Genomic DNA, 16203 nt, shown 5'->3' with positions numbered 1-16203 from the left:
CACCATGCAGAACAACCTCGGTCGTCTCGGCGGGCAGCTCGGAGTGCTCCTGTGCCTGCTCGGCTTCCTCGTCATCTTCTTCGGGTGGAACGGTGCCGCCAGCACCGATTACGTGCCCGCGCAGTTCCCGTTCCTCATCTCCGGCGGCATCGTCGGCACCGCGGTCGTCATCATCGGCGCGGCCATGATCCTCGTGCAGAACTTCCGCACCGACATGGCACGCCTCGAGGCGGCCGTGGAGCGGGTCGCGCTGGCCATCGAGCGCCAGGGCGCCGATGCCGGGGCCGTCGGCGCCGGCATCGACTCCTACGTCGTGGCGGGCAGCGAGTCCTACCACCGCGTCGAGTGCTCGCTCCCGGAGGCACGGGCCGAGGCGCACCTGGTGCCGCTGACCGACGTCGCGGGCAGCCCCCTGCAGCCGTGCCGGGTCTGCCTGCCGCCGACCTTCGGCCGGCTGGCCACGCACTGAGCGGCGCCGGGAGGCCGGCGGTCAGGTACGGGCGACGCGCCGGCTCAGGGCCAGGATGACCAGCACGCCGGCGCCGGCGCCGGCCAGGGCGCCGACCAGCACGCCCCACCCGCCCAGGGCGTCGTCCAGCAGCACGGCGCCTAGGGCGGCGAGCAGCAGCACCATCATCCCGAGCATCGCGTTGCGCATCACCTCGCGCAGGAAGAGGGCGCTGAACGACGTGGCGCCCAGCGCCTCCTCGAGAGGCACCGCGCGCAGGACCGCGCTCGGCTCGACCGGGCCGTAGATGTGCGGGAAGAGCTCGTCACCGCCAGCGGTGGCCGGCTCCTGCACGACCCGGCTGGTCAGACGGTCGGTGTCGATCTCCAGCAGGAGCAGCGGCTCGCTCGCCTGGGCGTAGTAGCGCGCGTGCACACCGCGCCACTGCTCGGCGCGCGCCGCGTGGATGAAGCCCTCCTCGTCGAGGGTCCGTCCCCGCGTCGAGGTCGTGTACGAGCCGCTGCTGCGGGCAGCGGCCCAGTCGGCGGCGGTCGCGATGTGGAAGATCAGCACGCGCGTGACCCTACGCACAACGAACGGTCCCGATCGGGCGCGCCGGTCAGAACAGTCGTGCCTCGACGTCGTCCATGCCGCGCAGGGCGTCGTAGTCGACCACGGCGCACGCGATGCCGCGGTCGGTGGCCAGCACGCGCGCCTGCGGCTTGATCGCCTGCGCGGCGAAGATCCCGCGGACCGGTGCCAGCAGGGGGTCGCGGTTGAGCAGCTCGAGGTAACGGGTCAGCTGCTCGACGCCGTCGATCTCGCCACGGCGCTTGATCTCCACCGCGACGCTGCGTCCCTCGGAGTCGCGGCACATCAGGTCCACCGGCCCGATCGCGGTGGGGAACTCCCGACGGACCAGCGTCAGGCCCTCGTCGAGCGTGGCCGGGTGCTCGGCCAGCAGCTCCTGCAGGTGCTTCTCGACGCCGTCCTTGACCAGGCCCGGGTCGATCCCGAGGTCGTGGGCGGAGTCGCTGAGCACCTCCTCGATGAGGATGCGCAGGCTGTCGCCGGTCTTGGTCGAGGTCACCACCCACTCGGCGGTGCCGTCGGCGTCGGTGCCCTCGGCCAGGGTGCACGGCGGCGACATCCAGTTCAGCGGCTTGTAGGAGCCGCCGTCGGAGTGCACCAGCACGGAGCCGTCGGCCTTGATCATCAGCACCCGGGTCGCCATCGGCAGGTGCGCGGTGAGCCGACCGGCGTAGTCGACCTGGCAGCGGGCAACGACGAGTCTCACGGGTGGGGAATCTACCTCTCGACCGGGATCGGGCCGGATCCGGGCAGCGAAGGTGATTGCGCTCACACGTCTGGTCAGGTTGGGTGGAGTTTTATGACGAACTTGCTGATCCCGCTCGCGGCGGAGTCCGACGGTTTCCTGGGTGGGGTGGAGGAGGCGATCAACAACGCCTTCGAGCCCATCGCGACCGCCGTGACGGACGTGATCTTCTGGAACGTCCCCCTCGGGGACTACTCCTTCCCGCTGATCGTGTTCTGGCTGGTGGCCGCGGCCACCGTCTTCACGATCTACTTCCGAGGCATCCAGTTCACCTCCATGGGCACCGCCTGGGACCTGGTGCGCGGCAAGTTCTCCCGGGCCAGCGACCCGGGCGAGGTCACCCACTTCCAAGCCCTGTCGTCGGCGGTGTCCGGGACCGTCGGGCTCGGCAACATCGCCGGTGTGGCCGTCGCCGTGACGGTCGGCGGCCCGGGCGCGACGCTCTGGATGATCCTCGCGGGCCTGCTCGGCATGTGCACCAAGTTCGTGGAGTGCACGCTCGGGGTGCGCTACCGCGAGGTGCACGAGGACGGCACCGTCACCGGCGGGCCGTTCAAGTACCTGCCGGTGGCCTTCGAGCGCTTCGGTGCCGTGGCCAGCAAGATCGGCGTGAGCATCTTCGCGGTGGCGCTCATCCTGTTCGGCGCCCTGGGCGGGAACGCCTTCCAGTCCAACCAGACCTACGCCCAGGCGGTCGAGATCACCGGCGGTGAGGACGGCTGGCTGGCCTCCGACGGGGCGGCGCTGATCTTCGGCATCGTGCTCGCCTCCCTGGTGGGTCTGGTCATCCTCGGCGGCGTCCGCTCGATCGCCCGGGTGACCTCCAAGCTGGTGCCGATCATGGGCGTCCTCTACATCGGCGCCTGCCTGCTGGTGATCTTCGGCAACGTCACGCAGATCCCCGACGCGATCGGGACGATCATCTCCAGCGCGTTCAACCCGGAGGGCGTGACCGGTGGCGCGCTCGGCGTGCTGATCGTCGGCTTCCAGCGTGCGGCGTTCTCCAACGAGGCCGGCGTCGGCTCGGCGCCGATCGTGCACTCCGCGGTGAAGACCAGGCACCCCGTCTCCGAGGGCTTCGTGGCGATGCTCGAGCCCTTCATCGACACCGTCGTCGTCTGCACGGCGACCGCGCTGACCATCGTCATCGCCGACGTCCCGCTCTACAACGACCTGCTCGCCAGGGCCGCAGACGGCGAGTCGGTGACCAGCGACACCGGTGTCGTGCTCACGTCGCGCTCCTTCGACTCCTTCCTGCCCGGCTTCGACAACGTGCTGGCGCTCGCCGTGGCGCTGTTCGCCTTCTCCACGCTCATCACCTGGAGCTACTACACGCTCAAGGCCTGGACCACGCTCGTGGGCCGCAGCCGCGGCAAGGAGAACGCGTTCAAGATCATCTTCTGCGTCTTCACTGCCCTGGGTGCGGTCGTCAACCTCGGGTCGGTGCTCAGCTTCGCCGACGGGATGCTGTTCGTGTGCGCGATCTTCAACCTGCTGGGCTGCTACCTGCTGCTGCCCAAGGTGAAGGAGGAGGTCGTGAAGTGGCGCGAGGGTCGTCGCGACGGCTCGATCACCGAGGTGCCCGTCGACGAGCGGGCCACGACCTGAGCCGCGGGCGCGCGGCCGACGTCGTACGCCCGGTCCGGCCCTCGGACCTGCGCCACCTGGCGGCGGTCGAGGAGGCCGGCGGAGTGCTCTTCCGCGAGCACCTCGGGGAGCTCTCGGCCGCCCTGTCGGCGCCGGCCCCGTCGGGGGCCGAGCGTGCGGCCGAGCCCGGGCACCTCCTGGTGGCGACGTCGGACCGGGAGGTCGTGGGCTTCGCGCACGTGCTGGTGCTCGAGGACGGCCACGACCGGATCGCCCACCTCGAGCAGGTGTCGGTGCTGCCCGAGCACGGTCGGCGAGGCCTCGGGGCGCGCCTGGTGCGCGCCGCAGCCGAGGAGGCGAGGTGGGACGGCTTCGACCGGCTGACGTTGTGCACCTACCGCGACGTGCCCTGGAACGCTCCGTTCTACGCCCGCATCGGGTTCGAGGTCGTCGAGCCGCGCGGGGTGCTGGGCGAGCTGCGGGACCGGGAGCGCTCACGGGGCCTGGACGAGGCGGGGGAGCGGGTGGTGATGGCGCTGCCCCTCGGCCACCGTTGAGCGGGTGTGTCCGGCATCACGTTACTCGCGAGTGAACTACGCCACGGTGCGACCGGCCTCTGCGTGCCATGATGCCGCTCATGACGACCTCCCCTGAGACCGCCGACACCTCCGAGACCTCGCGCGACTTCACCACGATCGGGGTCGTCGGCCTCGGCACGATGGGTGCCGGCATCGCGGAGGTCTTCGCCCGCCACGGGTTCTCGGTGGTCGGTGTCGAGCTCGACGACGACGGTGTCGCTCGCGGTCGCCGCCACCTCGAGGCCTCCACCGGCCGTGCCGTGACCCGGGGCAAGGTCAGCGAGGACGAGGCCGCCGAGCTGCTCGGCCGCATCAGCACCACCACGTCGCTCGAGGACCTGGCGGCGGCCGACCTGGTGATCGAGGCAGTCGTCGAGTCCGTGGCCACCAAGCAGCAGATCTTCCGCCGGCTCGACGCGATCGTCGACCCCCGCACGATCCTGGCCACCAACACCTCGTCGCTGTCGGTGACCGAGCTGTCCACCGCGACCTCGCACCCCGGCCGCGTCGTCGGCATCCACTTCTTCAACCCCGCCCCCGTGCAGCGCCTGGTCGAGGTCGTGCGCACCGTCGTCACCGACCCCACGGTCCTGGCCGACGTGCAGGCGCTGCTCGCCCGCCTGGGCAAGAGCCCGGTGGTCTGCGGCGACAAGGCCGGCTTCATCGCCAACACCCTGCTCTTCGGCTACCTCAACCACGCCGCCTCGATGTTCGAGGGCAAGTACGCCTCGCGCGAGGACATCGACGCCGCGATGCGCTTCGGGTGCGGCTACCCGATGGGCCCGCTGGCGCTGCTCGACCTGATCGGTCTCGACACGGCGTACGAGATCCTCGAGACGATGTACCGCCAGGGGCGCGACCGGCTGCACGCGCCGACGCCGATCCTCAAGCAGATGGTCACCGCGGGCCTGCTGGGCCGCAAGACCGGCCGCGGCTTCTACACCTACGAGGCCCCGGACAGCTCGACCGTGGTGCCCGACGCCGCGACCCCGTCGGCCGACGAGGCCGCTCAGCTGCGCCACGACATCCGCAGCGTCGGCGTCGTCGGCACCGGCACCATGGCAGCCGGCATCGTCGAGGTCTTCGCCAAGGCCGGATACGACGTGGTCTGCGTGGGCCGGGCGGAGGCCAAGGTGCAGGGCGTGCGCGCCGCCATCACCAAGAACTTCGACAAGCAGATCCAGCGCGGCCGCGCCACCGAGGAGCAGAAGACCGAGGTGCTGGGCCGCGTCACCGGCACCACCAGCATGGACGACCTCGCCGTGGTGGACCTCGTCGTCGAGGCCATCGCCGAGGACCTGGCGATCAAGACCACCCTCTTCGAGAACCTCGACGAGATCTGCAAGCCGGGGGCCATCCTGGCCACCACCACGTCCTCGCTGCCGATCATCGAGATGGCCCGGGTGACCAACCGTCCCCAGGACGTCATCGGCATGCACTTCTTCAACCCGGCCACGATCATGAAGCTGGTCGAGGTCGTCTCGACCGTGGCCACCGACGACGCGGTCGCGGAGACCACTCTCGCCCTGTGCGCCAAGGTCGGCAAGGTGGCCGTCTCGTGCGCCGACCGGGCCGGCTTCATCGTCAACGCGCTGCTGTTCCCCTACCTCAACGACGCGGTCAAGATGCTCGAGGCGCACTACGCAACGGCCGACGACATCGACACCGCCATGAAGCAGGGCTGCGCACTGCCGATGGGTCCCTTCGAGCTCCTCGACGTGGTCGGCAACGACGTGTCGCTGGCGATCCAGCGCGAGCTGTACCTGGAGTTCCGCGAGCCCGGCTTCGCCCCGGCCCCGCTGCTGGAGCACCTGGTCACGGCCGGTTACCTGGGCCGCAAGACCAAGCGCGGGTTCCGCGACTACAGCGCCCGCTGAGCCCGCCGCGCGGGGCGGCGAGATCCGTAGGATGACGTCATGATCGACGTGGTGCTCGTCCTGCTGGCCCTCGCCGCCGGCGCGGCACTGCTGGTGGTCGTCGTCCAGCGTGGCCAGCGGCGCTCGTCGCAGGCACGGGAGCTCGAGCTGGAGCCGGTGCACCGGTTGGTCTTCGAGGACGTGACCGCGCTCGGGACCGAGCTGCAGGACCTCGACCACGAGATGGCCGGGCGTCCCCTCGACGCCGGTGCTCGCGCCGACTACCAGCGTGCTCTGGACGCCTACGAGGCGGCCAAGCAGGCAGCTGCGGCGCTGCGCAGCCCCGAGGAGGTCAGGAACGTGACCGAGATCCTCGAGGACGGCCGGTACGCGGTGGCGTGCGTCCAGGCCCGGGTGCACGGCGAGGCGCTGCCGACCCGTCGCCCGCCCTGCTTCTTCGACCCGCGGCACGGGCCGTCCACGAGCGAGGTCCCCTACACGCCGCCCGGGGGCACGCAGCGCGACGTCCCGGCGTGCGCGCTGGACGCCGAGCGCGTCTCGTCCGGCGCCGAGCCCGACGTGCGCCAGGTCCTCGTCGGCACGCGTCGGGTGCCCTACTGGCAGGGCGGTCGCGCCTACCAGCCCTACGCCCAGGGCTACTACGGCCGCTTCACGCCGATGGACTGGATGTTCGCCGGTCTGCTGTTCGGCGGCATGGGCTTCGACGGCTTCGGCGGCGGGCCGGGCGACGGTGCGGGTGACGGTGCGGGCGAGGGCGGCGACGGGTTCGGCGACCTCTTCGACTTCTAGGTCGCGCTCAGCGCCCGCAGGCCCGCCGGCCCAGCAGGCCGTCGACGGCGTCGACCAGGGCCGAGTTGCTGAACGGCTTGCCGAGCACCTGGTCGATGCCTGATGCCCGCGCCCGGGCGTGGTCCGGGAGGGCGGTCACCATCAGCAGGGGCAGGTCGCTCCGGTCCTGGTCGCTGCGGATGGCGGCGCACAGGCCGAGACCGTCGAGGCGGGGCATGTTCCAGTCGAGCACCACGAGGTCGTACTCCGCGTCGTCGAGGCGCTCGAGAGCCTCCACGCCGTCCCCGGCGGTGTCGACGGCGTGCCCGCCCTGGTGGGAGAGCACGAGTGCCATCAGCATCGACAGGTCCGGATCGTCGTCCACGACGAGTACGCGCATGGTCAGACCCCCTGGGTTGATCGCCAGTGTGGCACCTCCTGCCCCGAATGGAACCCTCTTCGGGGCAGGAGGAGGGTCAGCGGCGCTTGCGCAGCTGGGCGACCTGGAGGAACACGACCCGGCCGTTGACGGAGTCGCTGTCGATCGTGTCGGGGTCGGAGACGGAGTAGTCACCGCTGACCTCGACGGTGTAGCGCCCCGGGGCCAGTCCCTCGACGAGCGCGGACGCGCTGCCGGTGCTGTAACCGATCTCGGTCGTGGTCCGGGCGACCTGCTCGCCGTCGGCGTCGCGCACGGTGGCGGTGTAGAGCGCGAGGTTCGCCGCCGTGCCCGGGGTCGGGTAGACCAGCGCGACCTTGAGCGCGTCGGTGCGCCGTCCGACCCGCACGTCGTGGGTCTCGGAGTACGACCCGCCGAGCGTCAGCACGGGTGCGTCGTCCTGCCACACGTCGCTGCGGCGCACGCTCCAGGCGTCCTCACGGGCCAGGCGACGATCCGCGGCACGCATCCGCTTGGAGATGGCGCGCGAGAGGCGCTTGCCCGACCTGCCCTGGACCAGGCGCACGGCCTGGTCGAGGTTCACGTGGCCGTAGCCGACCTGGTAGGACAAGACGGTCCCGGCGTCGCCGGTCACGCGGGTGGCGGTGGCCTTGAGCGCGTCCTGCACCTGGCGCGGGGTCAGGCGCGGGTTGGCCTGCACCAGCACGGCCGCGACGCCGGCGATGTGGGGCGAGGACATCGAGGTGCCCGAGGCGGAGGCGTTGCCGCCCTGCGGGCAGGGGCCGATCACGCTGCCGGTGCTGTCGCACGACGAGGAGATCTGCACGCCCGGGGCGGTCAGGTCGGGCGAGGTGGAGCCGAACCGGTCACCCCGGACGACCGTGTGCCCGTCCGGGCCGATCGGCACGGCGCGGAGGTTGTCGTGCTCGAGCCCGTTGGACGAGAAGTCGCCGCGCTTGCGGTCGAGGTCGCTCGCGGCCACCGAGATCACCCAGGGGGCCTGGTTGAAGGGGGAGACGCTGGCCTCGGCGTCGTCGCTGCCGGAGTTGCCGGCGGAGAAGACGACGACCGCGCCACGCTTCGTGACGGCCTTCGTCGCGACGTTGACCGGGTCCGCAGGGTCGTACTGGCGGAAGCTGTTGCCCCAGGAGTTGTTGATGACGTCGATGTCGAACAGGTCGTCGTCGGCCAGCATGTGGTCGTAGGCGGTGACGACTGCGGTGGTGGTGATGACCGCGCCGATGGCGAAGCAGGCGAGCTTCGCGTCGGGGGCGACACCGATGTGCTCGGCGCCGGTGCTGCCGTCGGCGGCGACGATGCCTGCGACGTGGGTGCCGTGGCCGCTGCCGAGGTCGGTGTTGTCGTACGGCGAGCCGGTGGTCGGCACGACCAGCATCGGGTCGGTGCCGGCGTTGGCGTACTCGGGGCTGACCAGGATCGTGTTGTAGGCCATCCGCTGGGTCAGGTCGGGGTGGGTGCCGTCGCAGCCGGAGTCGACGATCCCGACCGTGACGCCCTTGCCCGTGAGGCCCTTGCGGCGCAGGGCGGCCGCGGCCTTCGGGCTGGAGGAGACGACGTCGCTCGAGGCGGTGTCGTGGTAGCTCAGCTGCTCGTCGGGGTAGACGTCGAGGCCGATGCCGTCCACGACGCTGGCCAGGAGCGCGCTGCGCGGGCCTTCGACCAGGGCCAGCGGGAGCCGGCTCATCGGCTGCACGACCAGGCCCAGCGCACGCAGCTGCGCGACCTGGGCGGGGGAGGGGACGGCGCCGAAGGTGACGATCGCCCGCTCGCGCCGGGCCACGACGGGCGTGGCAGCGAGTCGACCCAGGCCGGGGCGGGTGGCGGCGAGGCGCTCCACGGCGCCGGTCGCCGTGCTCGGCGTCGTGCTCGTGGTGTCGGGGGTGGAGCTCTCGGCTGCGGCGCCGGTGGGGCCGAGGACGGAGAGCGTGAGGACTGCGGCGCTGGTGAGCGCGAGCAGGCGGTGGCGCGGGGGCGTCATGGAGGAGCCTTTCGTGGGGACTGCCTCCTCAACGTCCCTGCAGCCACTGGAGTTACGCGGTGTCGCTCTGCCGGGCCCGGTAGGCGGCGACCGCGTTGCGGTTGCCGCACGTGGTCGAGCAGAACCGACGGGACCGGTTGCGGGAGAGGTCCAGCACGAGGCCGTCGCAGTCGTCGTCGGCGCACACGCCCAGGCGCGACATCTCGTCGGTGCGGATGACGTCGATCATCGCCATCGCGGTCTCGACCCGCAGCCGCGTCACGAGGTCGGCGTCGGGGTCACAGGCGTGGATGTGCCAGTCGTAGGGCTCGTGGCGCACGAGGCGGGGGACGGCCTGGGCCTCGGCGAGCATGGCGTTGACCATCTCGACGGCCGTGTCGCGCTCGGCGAGCATCAGCTCACGCAGCACCGGGCGCAGCGCGCGCACCTCGTCGAGCTCGGCTCGGGTGCGCTCGTGGCGACCGCTGTACTCGTAGCTGGCGAAGAACTCGTCGAGGTCGCTGACCCGCGTCAGCGTGTCCGGCTCGACGGCGGAGTTGACCAGGACCACGGCCGACTGCAGGGACATCTCGGTGTCATGAGCGAAAACCACGTTGACAGGTTACCAAACGATCTCTAGTGTCATCACTCATGACGACGTTGACCCATGACGCCCCGACGCCGGAGGCGGCCGTGTCCCGGCTCGTGCCCGGGCTGGCCTTCGCGCTGGTCTCGGCGCTGTCCTTCGGGCTCTCCGGGGCGCTGGCGCGTGGCCTGCTCGACACCGGGTGGAGCCCGGGCGCGACGGTGCTGATCCGGGTGGCCATCGCGGCCGTCGTCGTCCTCCCGCTGGGCCTGGTGTCGTTGCGCGGGCGCTGGGGCCTGCTGCGTCGCAACGCGGCGCTGGTCGTCACCTACGGGGTGCTGGCCGTCGCCGGCGCCCAGTTCTGCTACTTCTCGGCCGTGCAGTACATGCAGGTCGGTCCGGCCCTGCTGATCGAGTACACCGCGCCTGCCGCCGTCGTGGTCTGGCTGTGGCTGCGCCACGGCCAGCGCCCGGGCGCGGTGACGCTGATGGGCGCGGCGATCGCCGCTGCCGGTCTGGTGCTGGTGCTCGACGTGGTCTCCGGTGCCGACATCAGCCTGCCCGGGGTGGCCTGGGGCCTCGGCGCCATGATCGGTGCGGCGACGTACTTCGTGATCTCGGCCGACGAGGACAACGGTCTGCCGCCCTTCGCGCTGGCCGCCGGTGGCCTGGTGGTCGGCGCCGTGGTGCTCGGCCTGCTGGGTCTCGTCGGGCTGATGCCGATGACCGCGGCGAGCGCACCGGCGACGTACGCCGTGGGCAGCGTCGCCTGGTGGGTCCCGGTGCTGCTGCTCGGTCTGGTGACCGCCGGCCTGTCCTACACCAGCGGGATCGCCGCCGGCCGTCGCCTCGGCTCGCGGTTGGCCTCCTTCGTCGCGCTGACGGAGGTGCTCGCCGCCGTCGTCTTCGCCTGGATCCTCCTCGACGAGCTGCCCCGCGCCATCCAGCTGCTGGGCGGCGTGCTCGTGCTGATCGGAGTGGTCGTGGTCAAGCTCGGCGAGCCGCGCGCCTCTCGTCCCGAGCGCGTCGTCACCTGAGCGGGCGCCGCTCAACGGCGCCGGCGGGTGAGCTCCCAGCCGCGGTCGGGGTGGTGTCGTAGCTGCCAGGTGGGGTCGTGGGTGCGGTGGTGGTGCCAGGAGCAGAGGGGGATGGCGAGGTCGAGGTCGGTGTCGCCGTGGTGGGACCAGGGGATGAGGTGGTGGATCTCGGTCCAGGCGAAGGGTCTCTGGCAGGTGTCGATGGCGCAGGTGTCGTGGGTCAGGGCGAGTGCTTTGCGTTGGTGGTGGGTGTGGAGCCTCTTGGTGCGGCCGAGGTCGAGTGGCACTGACTCCGAGTTGAGGATGGCGGGGACGAGTCCTGCTTCGCAGGCGAGGCGGCGCAGGTCGCCGGCGGCGGTGCGGGTGCCGGTGTCGAGTCGGGCGGTGCCGGTCTCGGCTGGGCCTTTCCAGTCGGGCCAGGTGTTGGGGTCGAGGTCGCCGGTGGCGGCGAGGTCGCGGGTGAGGTCGTCGGCGGTCATGGTGACCAGCAGGGTGATGGCGTTGGCGCCGGTCCAGCCGTCGGTGGGCAGGTGCTCGATGAGCTCGCACAGGGCGTGGCCTGCGAGCTCCCAGCCGGAGAGGCCGTGGCCTTCTCCGGTGGGGGCGGAGGGGTCGTGGCCGGAGAGGTGTTCCCCGTCGGGGCCGGTGCGGGCCTTGTTGAGTCGTCGTGGTGCGGAGAGGGTCTCGAGGGCGGTGCGCAGCAGGGAGCCGTGGAGCTCGGGGATCGTGAACTTGCCGGAGTAGGTGCCGTCGCCGTTGTCGTGCAGGGCGAGGTAGGTCTCGTGCTTGGCGCGGCGGGATTCACGCCCGAGCATGATGGCTTCGTGGCGGTCGGCGAGGTCGCGGTCGACGACCTCGAGCATCCGTCGGGCTGCTTGGCGCAGTCGTTTGGCGTTCATGGGGCGCCCCGAACGGGTGCCGACACCGGTGGCCTTGTTGACCAGGATCTCCTCGGCGATGGCGAGCTGCTCGGGAGTGGTCTCGGGGGGTGCTTGTTCGGCGGCGTTGACGATGATGCGGACCTGGCGGGTGGTGATGGCGCCGGTGGCGTAGGCGGTGCGGGCGTGGTGGTACTTCTCGCCGAGCAGGGCGGCGATGCGGACCCCGCCGGCGTGCACCTCGCGGGTCTCCCCGGTCAGGGCGGCGGCCCAGGCGTCGGTGCCGGTGGCGGCGGCGTGGTCGGCGACGTGGCGTCGTTCGGCCTCGGCGAGGACCTGCCCGGTCAGGGCGGCGGCTTCGGCCTCGAGGGCGGAGAGCTGTTGCAGCAGGGGTGCGAGGTCGCCCTCGGGGGTGGCCTCCAGGCGCGTGGTCCGGGCGGTGGCCATGGCCTTCCGGGCGGCCAGCACCCCGGCCAGCACGCCGGCTGTGTCAGGGCCCGCACTGCTGCTCGCACGCACCCCGGTCGCCGGGGCGTCGGCCCGGTCGGCGGTGGGGTGCTGCAGCAGCGTCATGGCCCTATTCTCCCACCGCCGGGACCAGTTGTCGAACACCAGTTCGAGTCTTGTGGAGAAGGTCCGGACATGTCGGAGGCCGTTGGCAGCATCGCCTCATGACGCAGCTCGCACCCATCCACCGACACGAGACGCGCCCCGGGCTGCGGAACGATGTGCGCGCGGTCTGGGAATGCACACGGCCCTCCAGACGTCACCGCGCCCACTCCCGTGTGGGCCGAGCGCGCCCAGCGAACCGCCCCTCGTCCTGGCAGCCTTCCGCAGCAGCCGGGCTCCGCGACAGGCTCGTGCTTGGATGCAGGGCATGCCTGGCGAGTGCACACGACTGCTCTACCTGGCGCGTCATGCCGAGCCCGATGAGGACGGGGCGGGCCTGACCTCGTCAGGTACACGACAAGCCGAGCACCTGGGCCGACGACTCGCGCACCTGCCGCTAGGCCGCATCACGCACGGGCCGCTCCCGCGAGCGGAAGGGACGGCACTGGTCGTGGCTGACCAGTTCGAGCATCCTCCCTCCCTGTTCGAGCTCGACGAGGCGGGCGACTACGTGCCGCACGTTCCCGGCCGCGACGAGGTGCCCGACGCCTGGGCTGACGTCGTCTACGCGTCTCTTGCCGACGTCACCGAGGAGGAGATGTCCCAGGGGGCGGCTCTCGGGTCAGGGGCCATCGACCTCCTGGCTGGTCCTGCCGTGGACGGTCGCGAGCCTGTCGAGGTCGTCATCACCCATGCCTTCGCCATCGGGTGGCTGGTCCGACACGCCCTCGACGCTCCGAGCTGGCGATGGTGGCCCCCGATCCAGTGCCACGCCGGCCTGACGGTCATCAGGTACGAGCTCGAGGGTCCCCCGACGGTCATGGCCTCCAACGACATGGCCCACCTGCCGGCCGACCTCCGGTGGACCGGGTTCCCCGACCACCTGCGCTGGTGAGCGACCTGCGGTGGCGCCTACCCCGGGCCGTTGCGTGGCGCGTTCAACCGCTTGCTTCGGATGTCGGTCCACTGCGCGTCGCTGTAGGTCGACAGCGAGTCCCCTCGGGAGTACCAACGCTTCAGCAGGAGGGCGCCCGGCGCTGTGCCCGCGGCAAGGAGGGCGAAGATCAAGGCGTCTCCTCGGGTCAGGCAGCGAGTAGACCTCGAGCATAGCTGCCTACGCTGCTGCCATGGCGACCGTCGAGATCCGTCCCTACGACGACGTCGACCGCTCCGACGCCGAGGCGATCGCGCGGTTGTCGACGAGCGTGCAGTGGCCGTCGCTGGCCGACGCCGAGGTGGTGCACCGGGTCTGCACGGCGCCCGGCTCCGCGGCGTACGTCGCGCAGAGTGCGGGCCGGCTCGTCGGGTGGGCCCAGGCGCTCGGCGACGGGGTGCTGCAGTCGCACCTCAGCTTCGTGGCGGTGGACCACGAACACCGCGGCCGCGGGATCGCGCGCCTGCTGGTGGTCGCGGTGTTCCAGGCCACGGGGACGGTGCGGATGGACCTGGTCACCGACGGCGCGGACGGGCTGTACGAGTCGTTCAGCCACACCCGCATGCACGGGTTCCGGATCTACCCGGGCGCCTGAGCCGCCTGGCCACCAGCGTCAGGCGGTGTCCTGGCGGCGCACGAAGACCTCGCGGATCAGGGTCAGGATCGCGGCCGCGGTGGGGATGGCCAGCAGGGCGCCGACGACACCGAGGAGCGCGGCACCGACGAGGGCCGCGATCACGATGACGGCGCCAGGCAGGTCGACCGACCGGGACATCACCTTCGGGTAGATCACGTAGTTCTCGAGCTGCTGGTAGACCACGTAGAAGATGATGCACGCGATCCCGACGTGGACGTCGGTGGCGAAGCCGATCGCCGTCACGATGACGGCGCCGATCGTGGCCCCGATCATCGGGATCACGTCGAGCAGCGCCACCACGAACGCGAGGGCCACGGCGTACTCGCCCAGGCCCACGACGAAGAGGAAGATCAGCGAGGTGATGCCGGCGCTGAGCGCGACCAGGAACGCCCCGGACACGTAGCCGCCCACGCCGGACAGGATGCGGTTGCCGAGCTTGGTCACGCGGTCCCGGCGCGAGGCCGGCGCGAGCTGGTACAGCGCGGTCTTGGTCGACTGCATGGAGGCGAGGAAGTACAGCGTCAGGACCAGGATGATGAAGGCGTTGAAGAAGGCGCCGAGCACCGCCAGCCCGATGCCGACCGCGCCGCCGAACAGGCTGCTCACGAAGTCGCCGCCCTGGACGTAGTCCCGGACCTTGTCGACCACCTGGTAGTCGTCGTTGAGCTTCTGGACGCGCTCGTTCTGCTGCAGCTGGTCCAGCCACCCGGGCGCGTTGTCGGTGATCGCGGCGACCTGGTCGGAGATGACCGGGACGATCGCCACCGCGAACAGCGCGACCGCGGCGAGGAAGGTGACGATCACCGCGAGCACGGCCATCGAGCGCTTGAGCCCGCGGCGCACCAGGAAGTCCACCGAGGGGGCCAGTCCCGCAGCAAGGAACATCGAGACCACGATGAGCATCAGGGTGCTGCTGATCGACAGCAGCGTGGTGCCCAGCCACCAGGCGATCAGGGCGCCGAGGCCGCCGAAGAACCCGAGGTAGAACGGCGCCTTGTGGTCCAGTGGCGGACCGGGGGTGCCCAGGTCCTCCGTGGTGCCGAGCCCGTAGTGGTCGTCCCCGCCGTCCGGGCCGTCGTGGTCGGACGGGGGTGCGGTCGTCTCCTGGGCCCGCGGCGCGTCCTGCTCCGACCCGGTGGCCTCGCTCAACGTGCGGTCTCGTCCGGCGTCGCCGTGCCCGGGGCCGCCGGGGAGGCGGGGGTGGGCTCGTCGTCGTCGCCGAAGGCGTTGACCAGGTCGGCCAGGGAGGCCAGCTGGGCGGTGATGCCGTCGCGGCGCTTGCGCAGCCGCTCCACCTCGGCCCGCACCTTGGCCAGCTCGCGCTCGGCCTCGGCGGTGCCGGTGGAGCTGATCGACTCCGACTGGGTGCGCGCCGAGGTCACGACCTGCTCGGCCTCCCGGCGAGCGCGGCCGAGGAGTGCCTCGGCCTCCTTCTGGGCCTGCTCCCGGTGCTGGGTGGCCTGCGCGGTCGCCTGGGCGGCGCGCTCCTCGGCGGCGCTGGCGCGCTGCTCGGCCTCGGCGACCAGGCGCTGGGTCTCGGCCATCGCGGAGTGGTGGTGGTCGGTGGCCTCGCGGGCCAGCCGCTCCTTCTCCACCGCGAGGGTGCGGCGGGCCTCCTGGACCTCGCGGTCCGCGGCGGCCCGGGCCTGCTCGACGGCGCGCTGCGCCGAGGTGCGCACCTCGGTGGACTCCTGGTCCGCCGCGAGACGCAGCTGGTCGGACTCGCGACGGGCCCGGGCGAGCAGGTCGGCGGCCTCGCTGCGGGCCAGCGCCAGCTCCTGCTCGGCGTCGGCGAGGATGCGGGTGCGGTGCTCCTCGAGCTCCTTGAGCTGCACCATCCGCATGTCCTCGGCCTCGCGGGAGGCGTCGGCGCGGATGGCCTGGGCGTCGCGGGCGGCCTGGCCCTGGATCTCGTCGGCGTCGCGCTCGGCGGTGCTGCGGATCTCGGCGGCCTCCTCCTCGGCCAGGCGCAGCATCGCGCTCGCCCGACCGCCCAGACCGGCGTACGACGGCCGCTCGACCTCGGCGAGCTCGGTGCGGATGGCGGCCATCTCGCGCTCGAGGTCGCGCACCCGGCGCTCGGACTCGGCCAGGGCGCCGGACAGGCCGGCCTTCTCGCCGGCGAGCTGGCGGACCTTGGTGTCGACCGCGGCGGCGTCGTAGCCGCCCCGACGCACGGTCGGGAAGGTGGGGGTCTCCACGCGCGGGGCCCCGGCCGCGCTCGTGGCGGCGCCGGTCGGAGCGGGGCGCTGGGGGGCTCCGCCGGCAGCAGGAGCGCTGCCGGCAGCGCCCCGAGGGGTGCTGGCCGCGGCCGCGGCCCCGGCCGGGGGAGCGGTGGGTGGGGTGCTGCTCCGGGTGGTGTCGACCGTCGGGATCACCTGGGTCTTGTCGGCGTCGCCCGTGGGACGCTCCGGCTCGTCGTCGAAGATGGACAGGCCCTGGTCGCTCATCGAGAAAACCCTTCTTCCAGCACTGGTGGGAGTAACGAGATGACGGCGCGCCCGAGTCGGCGTGCTCCCGGTGCTCATCTTGGCGGATGACGCCCCCAGA

At 71.8% G+C, this 16203-nt stretch carries 16 protein-coding genes; 8 read left to right on the top strand and 8 right to left on the bottom strand.

Annotated elements, in window-relative coordinates:
- Positions 1-4 precede the first annotated feature (4 nt).
- Complete coding sequence (locus tag I601_RS19340) at positions 5-469, top strand: hypothetical protein (protein WP_068113425.1); 465 nt, start codon at positions 5-7, stop codon at positions 467-469.
- A 21-nt stretch (positions 470-490) separates the two neighbouring features.
- On the opposite strand, the gene I601_RS21510 is transcribed toward I601_RS19340, so the two are convergent.
- Together I601_RS21510 and nucS are read right to left on the bottom strand one after the other, a co-directional pair.
- Complete coding sequence (locus I601_RS21510) at positions 491-1021, bottom strand: DUF952 domain-containing protein (RefSeq protein ID WP_068113420.1); 531 nt, start codon at positions 1019-1021, stop codon at positions 491-493.
- A gap of 46 nt (positions 1022-1067) precedes the next feature.
- The gene (gene nucS / locus I601_RS19330; RefSeq protein ID WP_068113417.1) at positions 1068-1745 is read right to left on the bottom strand and encodes an endonuclease NucS; all 678 of its coding nucleotides are present in this window, start codon (positions 1743-1745) and stop codon (positions 1068-1070) included.
- A 93-nt stretch (positions 1746-1838) separates the two neighbouring features.
- On the opposite strand from nucS, the gene I601_RS19325 reads away from it, so the two are divergent.
- The 4 genes from I601_RS19325 (at position 1839) to I601_RS19310 (ending at position 6615) form a co-directional block, all read left to right on the top strand.
- Entirely contained in the window at positions 1839-3392 is a 1554-nt protein-coding gene (locus I601_RS19325; RefSeq protein WP_068113414.1) for an alanine/glycine:cation symporter family protein, read from the top strand.
- Positions 3326-3928 carry a GNAT family N-acetyltransferase gene (locus I601_RS19320; RefSeq protein WP_218917704.1) on the top strand — a complete coding sequence of 201 codons (603 nt, stop codon included), beginning with the start codon at positions 3326-3328 and terminating at the stop codon, positions 3926-3928. The genes I601_RS19325 and I601_RS19320 overlap by 67 nt, the downstream gene beginning before the upstream one ends.
- Positions 3929-4008: 80 nt before the next feature.
- The gene (locus tag I601_RS19315) at positions 4009-5826 is read left to right on the top strand and encodes a 3-hydroxyacyl-CoA dehydrogenase family protein (RefSeq protein WP_068113410.1); all 1818 of its coding nucleotides are present in this window, start codon (positions 4009-4011) and stop codon (positions 5824-5826) included.
- Positions 5827-5865: 39 nt separating this feature from the next.
- On the top strand, positions 5866-6615 hold the full coding sequence (locus tag I601_RS19310; RefSeq protein ID WP_068113407.1) for a hypothetical protein: 750 nt from the start codon (positions 5866-5868) through the stop codon (positions 6613-6615).
- A gap of 7 nt (positions 6616-6622) precedes the next feature.
- On the opposite strand, the gene I601_RS19305 is transcribed toward I601_RS19310, so the two are convergent.
- The 3 genes from I601_RS19305 to I601_RS19295 form a co-directional block, all read right to left on the bottom strand.
- A complete protein-coding gene (locus I601_RS19305) occupies positions 6623-6994 on the bottom strand; it encodes a response regulator (protein ID WP_068113404.1) in 372 nt (123 codons plus the stop codon).
- A 76-nt stretch (positions 6995-7070) separates the two neighbouring features.
- Positions 7071-8993 carry a S8 family peptidase gene (locus I601_RS19300; RefSeq protein ID WP_068113402.1) on the bottom strand — a complete coding sequence of 641 codons (1923 nt, stop codon included), beginning with the start codon at positions 8991-8993 and terminating at the stop codon, positions 7071-7073.
- Positions 8994-9045: 52 nt separating this feature from the next.
- On the bottom strand, positions 9046-9585 hold the full coding sequence (locus I601_RS19295) for a CGNR zinc finger domain-containing protein (protein WP_068113399.1): 540 nt from the start codon (positions 9583-9585) through the stop codon (positions 9046-9048).
- 38 nt (positions 9586-9623) lie between these two features.
- On the opposite strand from I601_RS19295, the gene I601_RS19290 reads away from it, so the two are divergent.
- The gene (locus tag I601_RS19290; RefSeq protein ID WP_068113397.1) at positions 9624-10595 is read left to right on the top strand and encodes an EamA family transporter; all 972 of its coding nucleotides are present in this window, start codon (positions 9624-9626) and stop codon (positions 10593-10595) included.
- Positions 10596-10606: 11 nt separating this feature from the next.
- Here the strand turns inward: I601_RS19290 and I601_RS19285 are convergent, their stop codons facing one another.
- Positions 10607-12046, bottom strand: a complete 1440-nt coding sequence (locus I601_RS19285) for an HNH endonuclease signature motif containing protein (protein WP_068113395.1) — start codon at positions 12044-12046, stop codon at positions 10607-10609.
- Here I601_RS19285 and I601_RS19280 point away from each other — a divergent pair.
- Together I601_RS19280 and I601_RS19275 are read left to right on the top strand one after the other, a co-directional pair.
- Positions 12045-12977 (top strand): histidine phosphatase family protein, encoded by a 933-nt coding sequence (locus I601_RS19280; RefSeq protein WP_335582176.1) that lies wholly within the window; start codon positions 12045-12047, stop codon positions 12975-12977. The genes I601_RS19285 and I601_RS19280 overlap by 2 nt on opposite strands.
- A gap of 232 nt (positions 12978-13209) precedes the next feature.
- The gene (locus I601_RS19275; RefSeq protein WP_068113393.1) at positions 13210-13611 is read left to right on the top strand and encodes a GNAT family N-acetyltransferase; all 402 of its coding nucleotides are present in this window, start codon (positions 13210-13212) and stop codon (positions 13609-13611) included.
- Between the two features lie 18 nt (positions 13612-13629).
- Here the strand turns inward: I601_RS19275 and I601_RS19270 are convergent, their stop codons facing one another.
- Both I601_RS19270 and I601_RS19265 read right to left on the bottom strand, forming a co-directional pair.
- Entirely contained in the window at positions 13630-14802 is a 1173-nt protein-coding gene (locus tag I601_RS19270) for an AI-2E family transporter (protein ID WP_084527858.1), read from the bottom strand.
- The gene (locus I601_RS19265) at positions 14799-16103 is read right to left on the bottom strand and encodes a coiled-coil domain-containing protein (RefSeq protein WP_068113391.1); all 1305 of its coding nucleotides are present in this window, start codon (positions 16101-16103) and stop codon (positions 14799-14801) included. The genes I601_RS19270 and I601_RS19265 overlap by 4 nt, the downstream gene beginning before the upstream one ends.
- Positions 16104-16203: the final 100 nt, after the last annotated feature.

The organism is Nocardioides dokdonensis FR1436 (assembly GCF_001653335.1).
GTDB classification, from domain to species: Bacteria; Actinomycetota; Actinomycetes; order Propionibacteriales; family Nocardioidaceae; genus Nocardioides; species Nocardioides dokdonensis.
The sequence above is the reverse complement of the archived record's forward strand: the minus strand, read 5'-3'. Positions and strand labels throughout refer to the sequence as shown.

What these genes read in the sequence shown, in the direction of transcription:
- I601_RS19325 (WP_068113414.1), top strand. Translation starts at nt 1,839, where the DNA reads ATGACGAACTTGCTGATCCCGCTCGCGGCGGAGTCCGACGGTTTCCTG.
- I601_RS19305 (WP_068113404.1), bottom strand. Translation starts at nt 6,994, where the DNA reads ATGCGCGTACTCGTCGTGGACGACGATCCGGACCTGTCGATGCTGATG.
- I601_RS19300 (WP_068113402.1), bottom strand. Translation starts at nt 8,993, where the DNA reads ATGACGCCCCCGCGCCACCGCCTGCTCGCGCTCACCAGCGCCGCAGTC.
- I601_RS19315 (WP_068113410.1), top strand. Translation starts at nt 4,009, where the DNA reads ATGACGACCTCCCCTGAGACCGCCGACACCTCCGAGACCTCGCGCGAC.
- I601_RS19280 (WP_335582176.1), top strand. Translation starts at nt 12,045, where the DNA reads ATGGCCCTATTCTCCCACCGCCGGGACCAGTTGTCGAACACCAGTTCG.
- I601_RS19285 (WP_068113395.1), bottom strand. Translation starts at nt 12,046, where the DNA reads ATGACGCTGCTGCAGCACCCCACCGCCGACCGGGCCGACGCCCCGGCG.
- I601_RS19310 (WP_068113407.1), top strand. Translation starts at nt 5,866, where the DNA reads ATGATCGACGTGGTGCTCGTCCTGCTGGCCCTCGCCGCCGGCGCGGCA.
- I601_RS19340 (WP_068113425.1), top strand. Translation starts at nt 5, where the DNA reads ATGCAGAACAACCTCGGTCGTCTCGGCGGGCAGCTCGGAGTGCTCCTG.
- I601_RS19275 (WP_068113393.1), top strand. Translation starts at nt 13,210, where the DNA reads ATGGCGACCGTCGAGATCCGTCCCTACGACGACGTCGACCGCTCCGAC.
- I601_RS19265 (WP_068113391.1), bottom strand. Translation starts at nt 16,103, where the DNA reads ATGAGCGACCAGGGCCTGTCCATCTTCGACGACGAGCCGGAGCGTCCC.
- I601_RS19290 (WP_068113397.1), top strand. Translation starts at nt 9,624, where the DNA reads ATGACGACGTTGACCCATGACGCCCCGACGCCGGAGGCGGCCGTGTCC.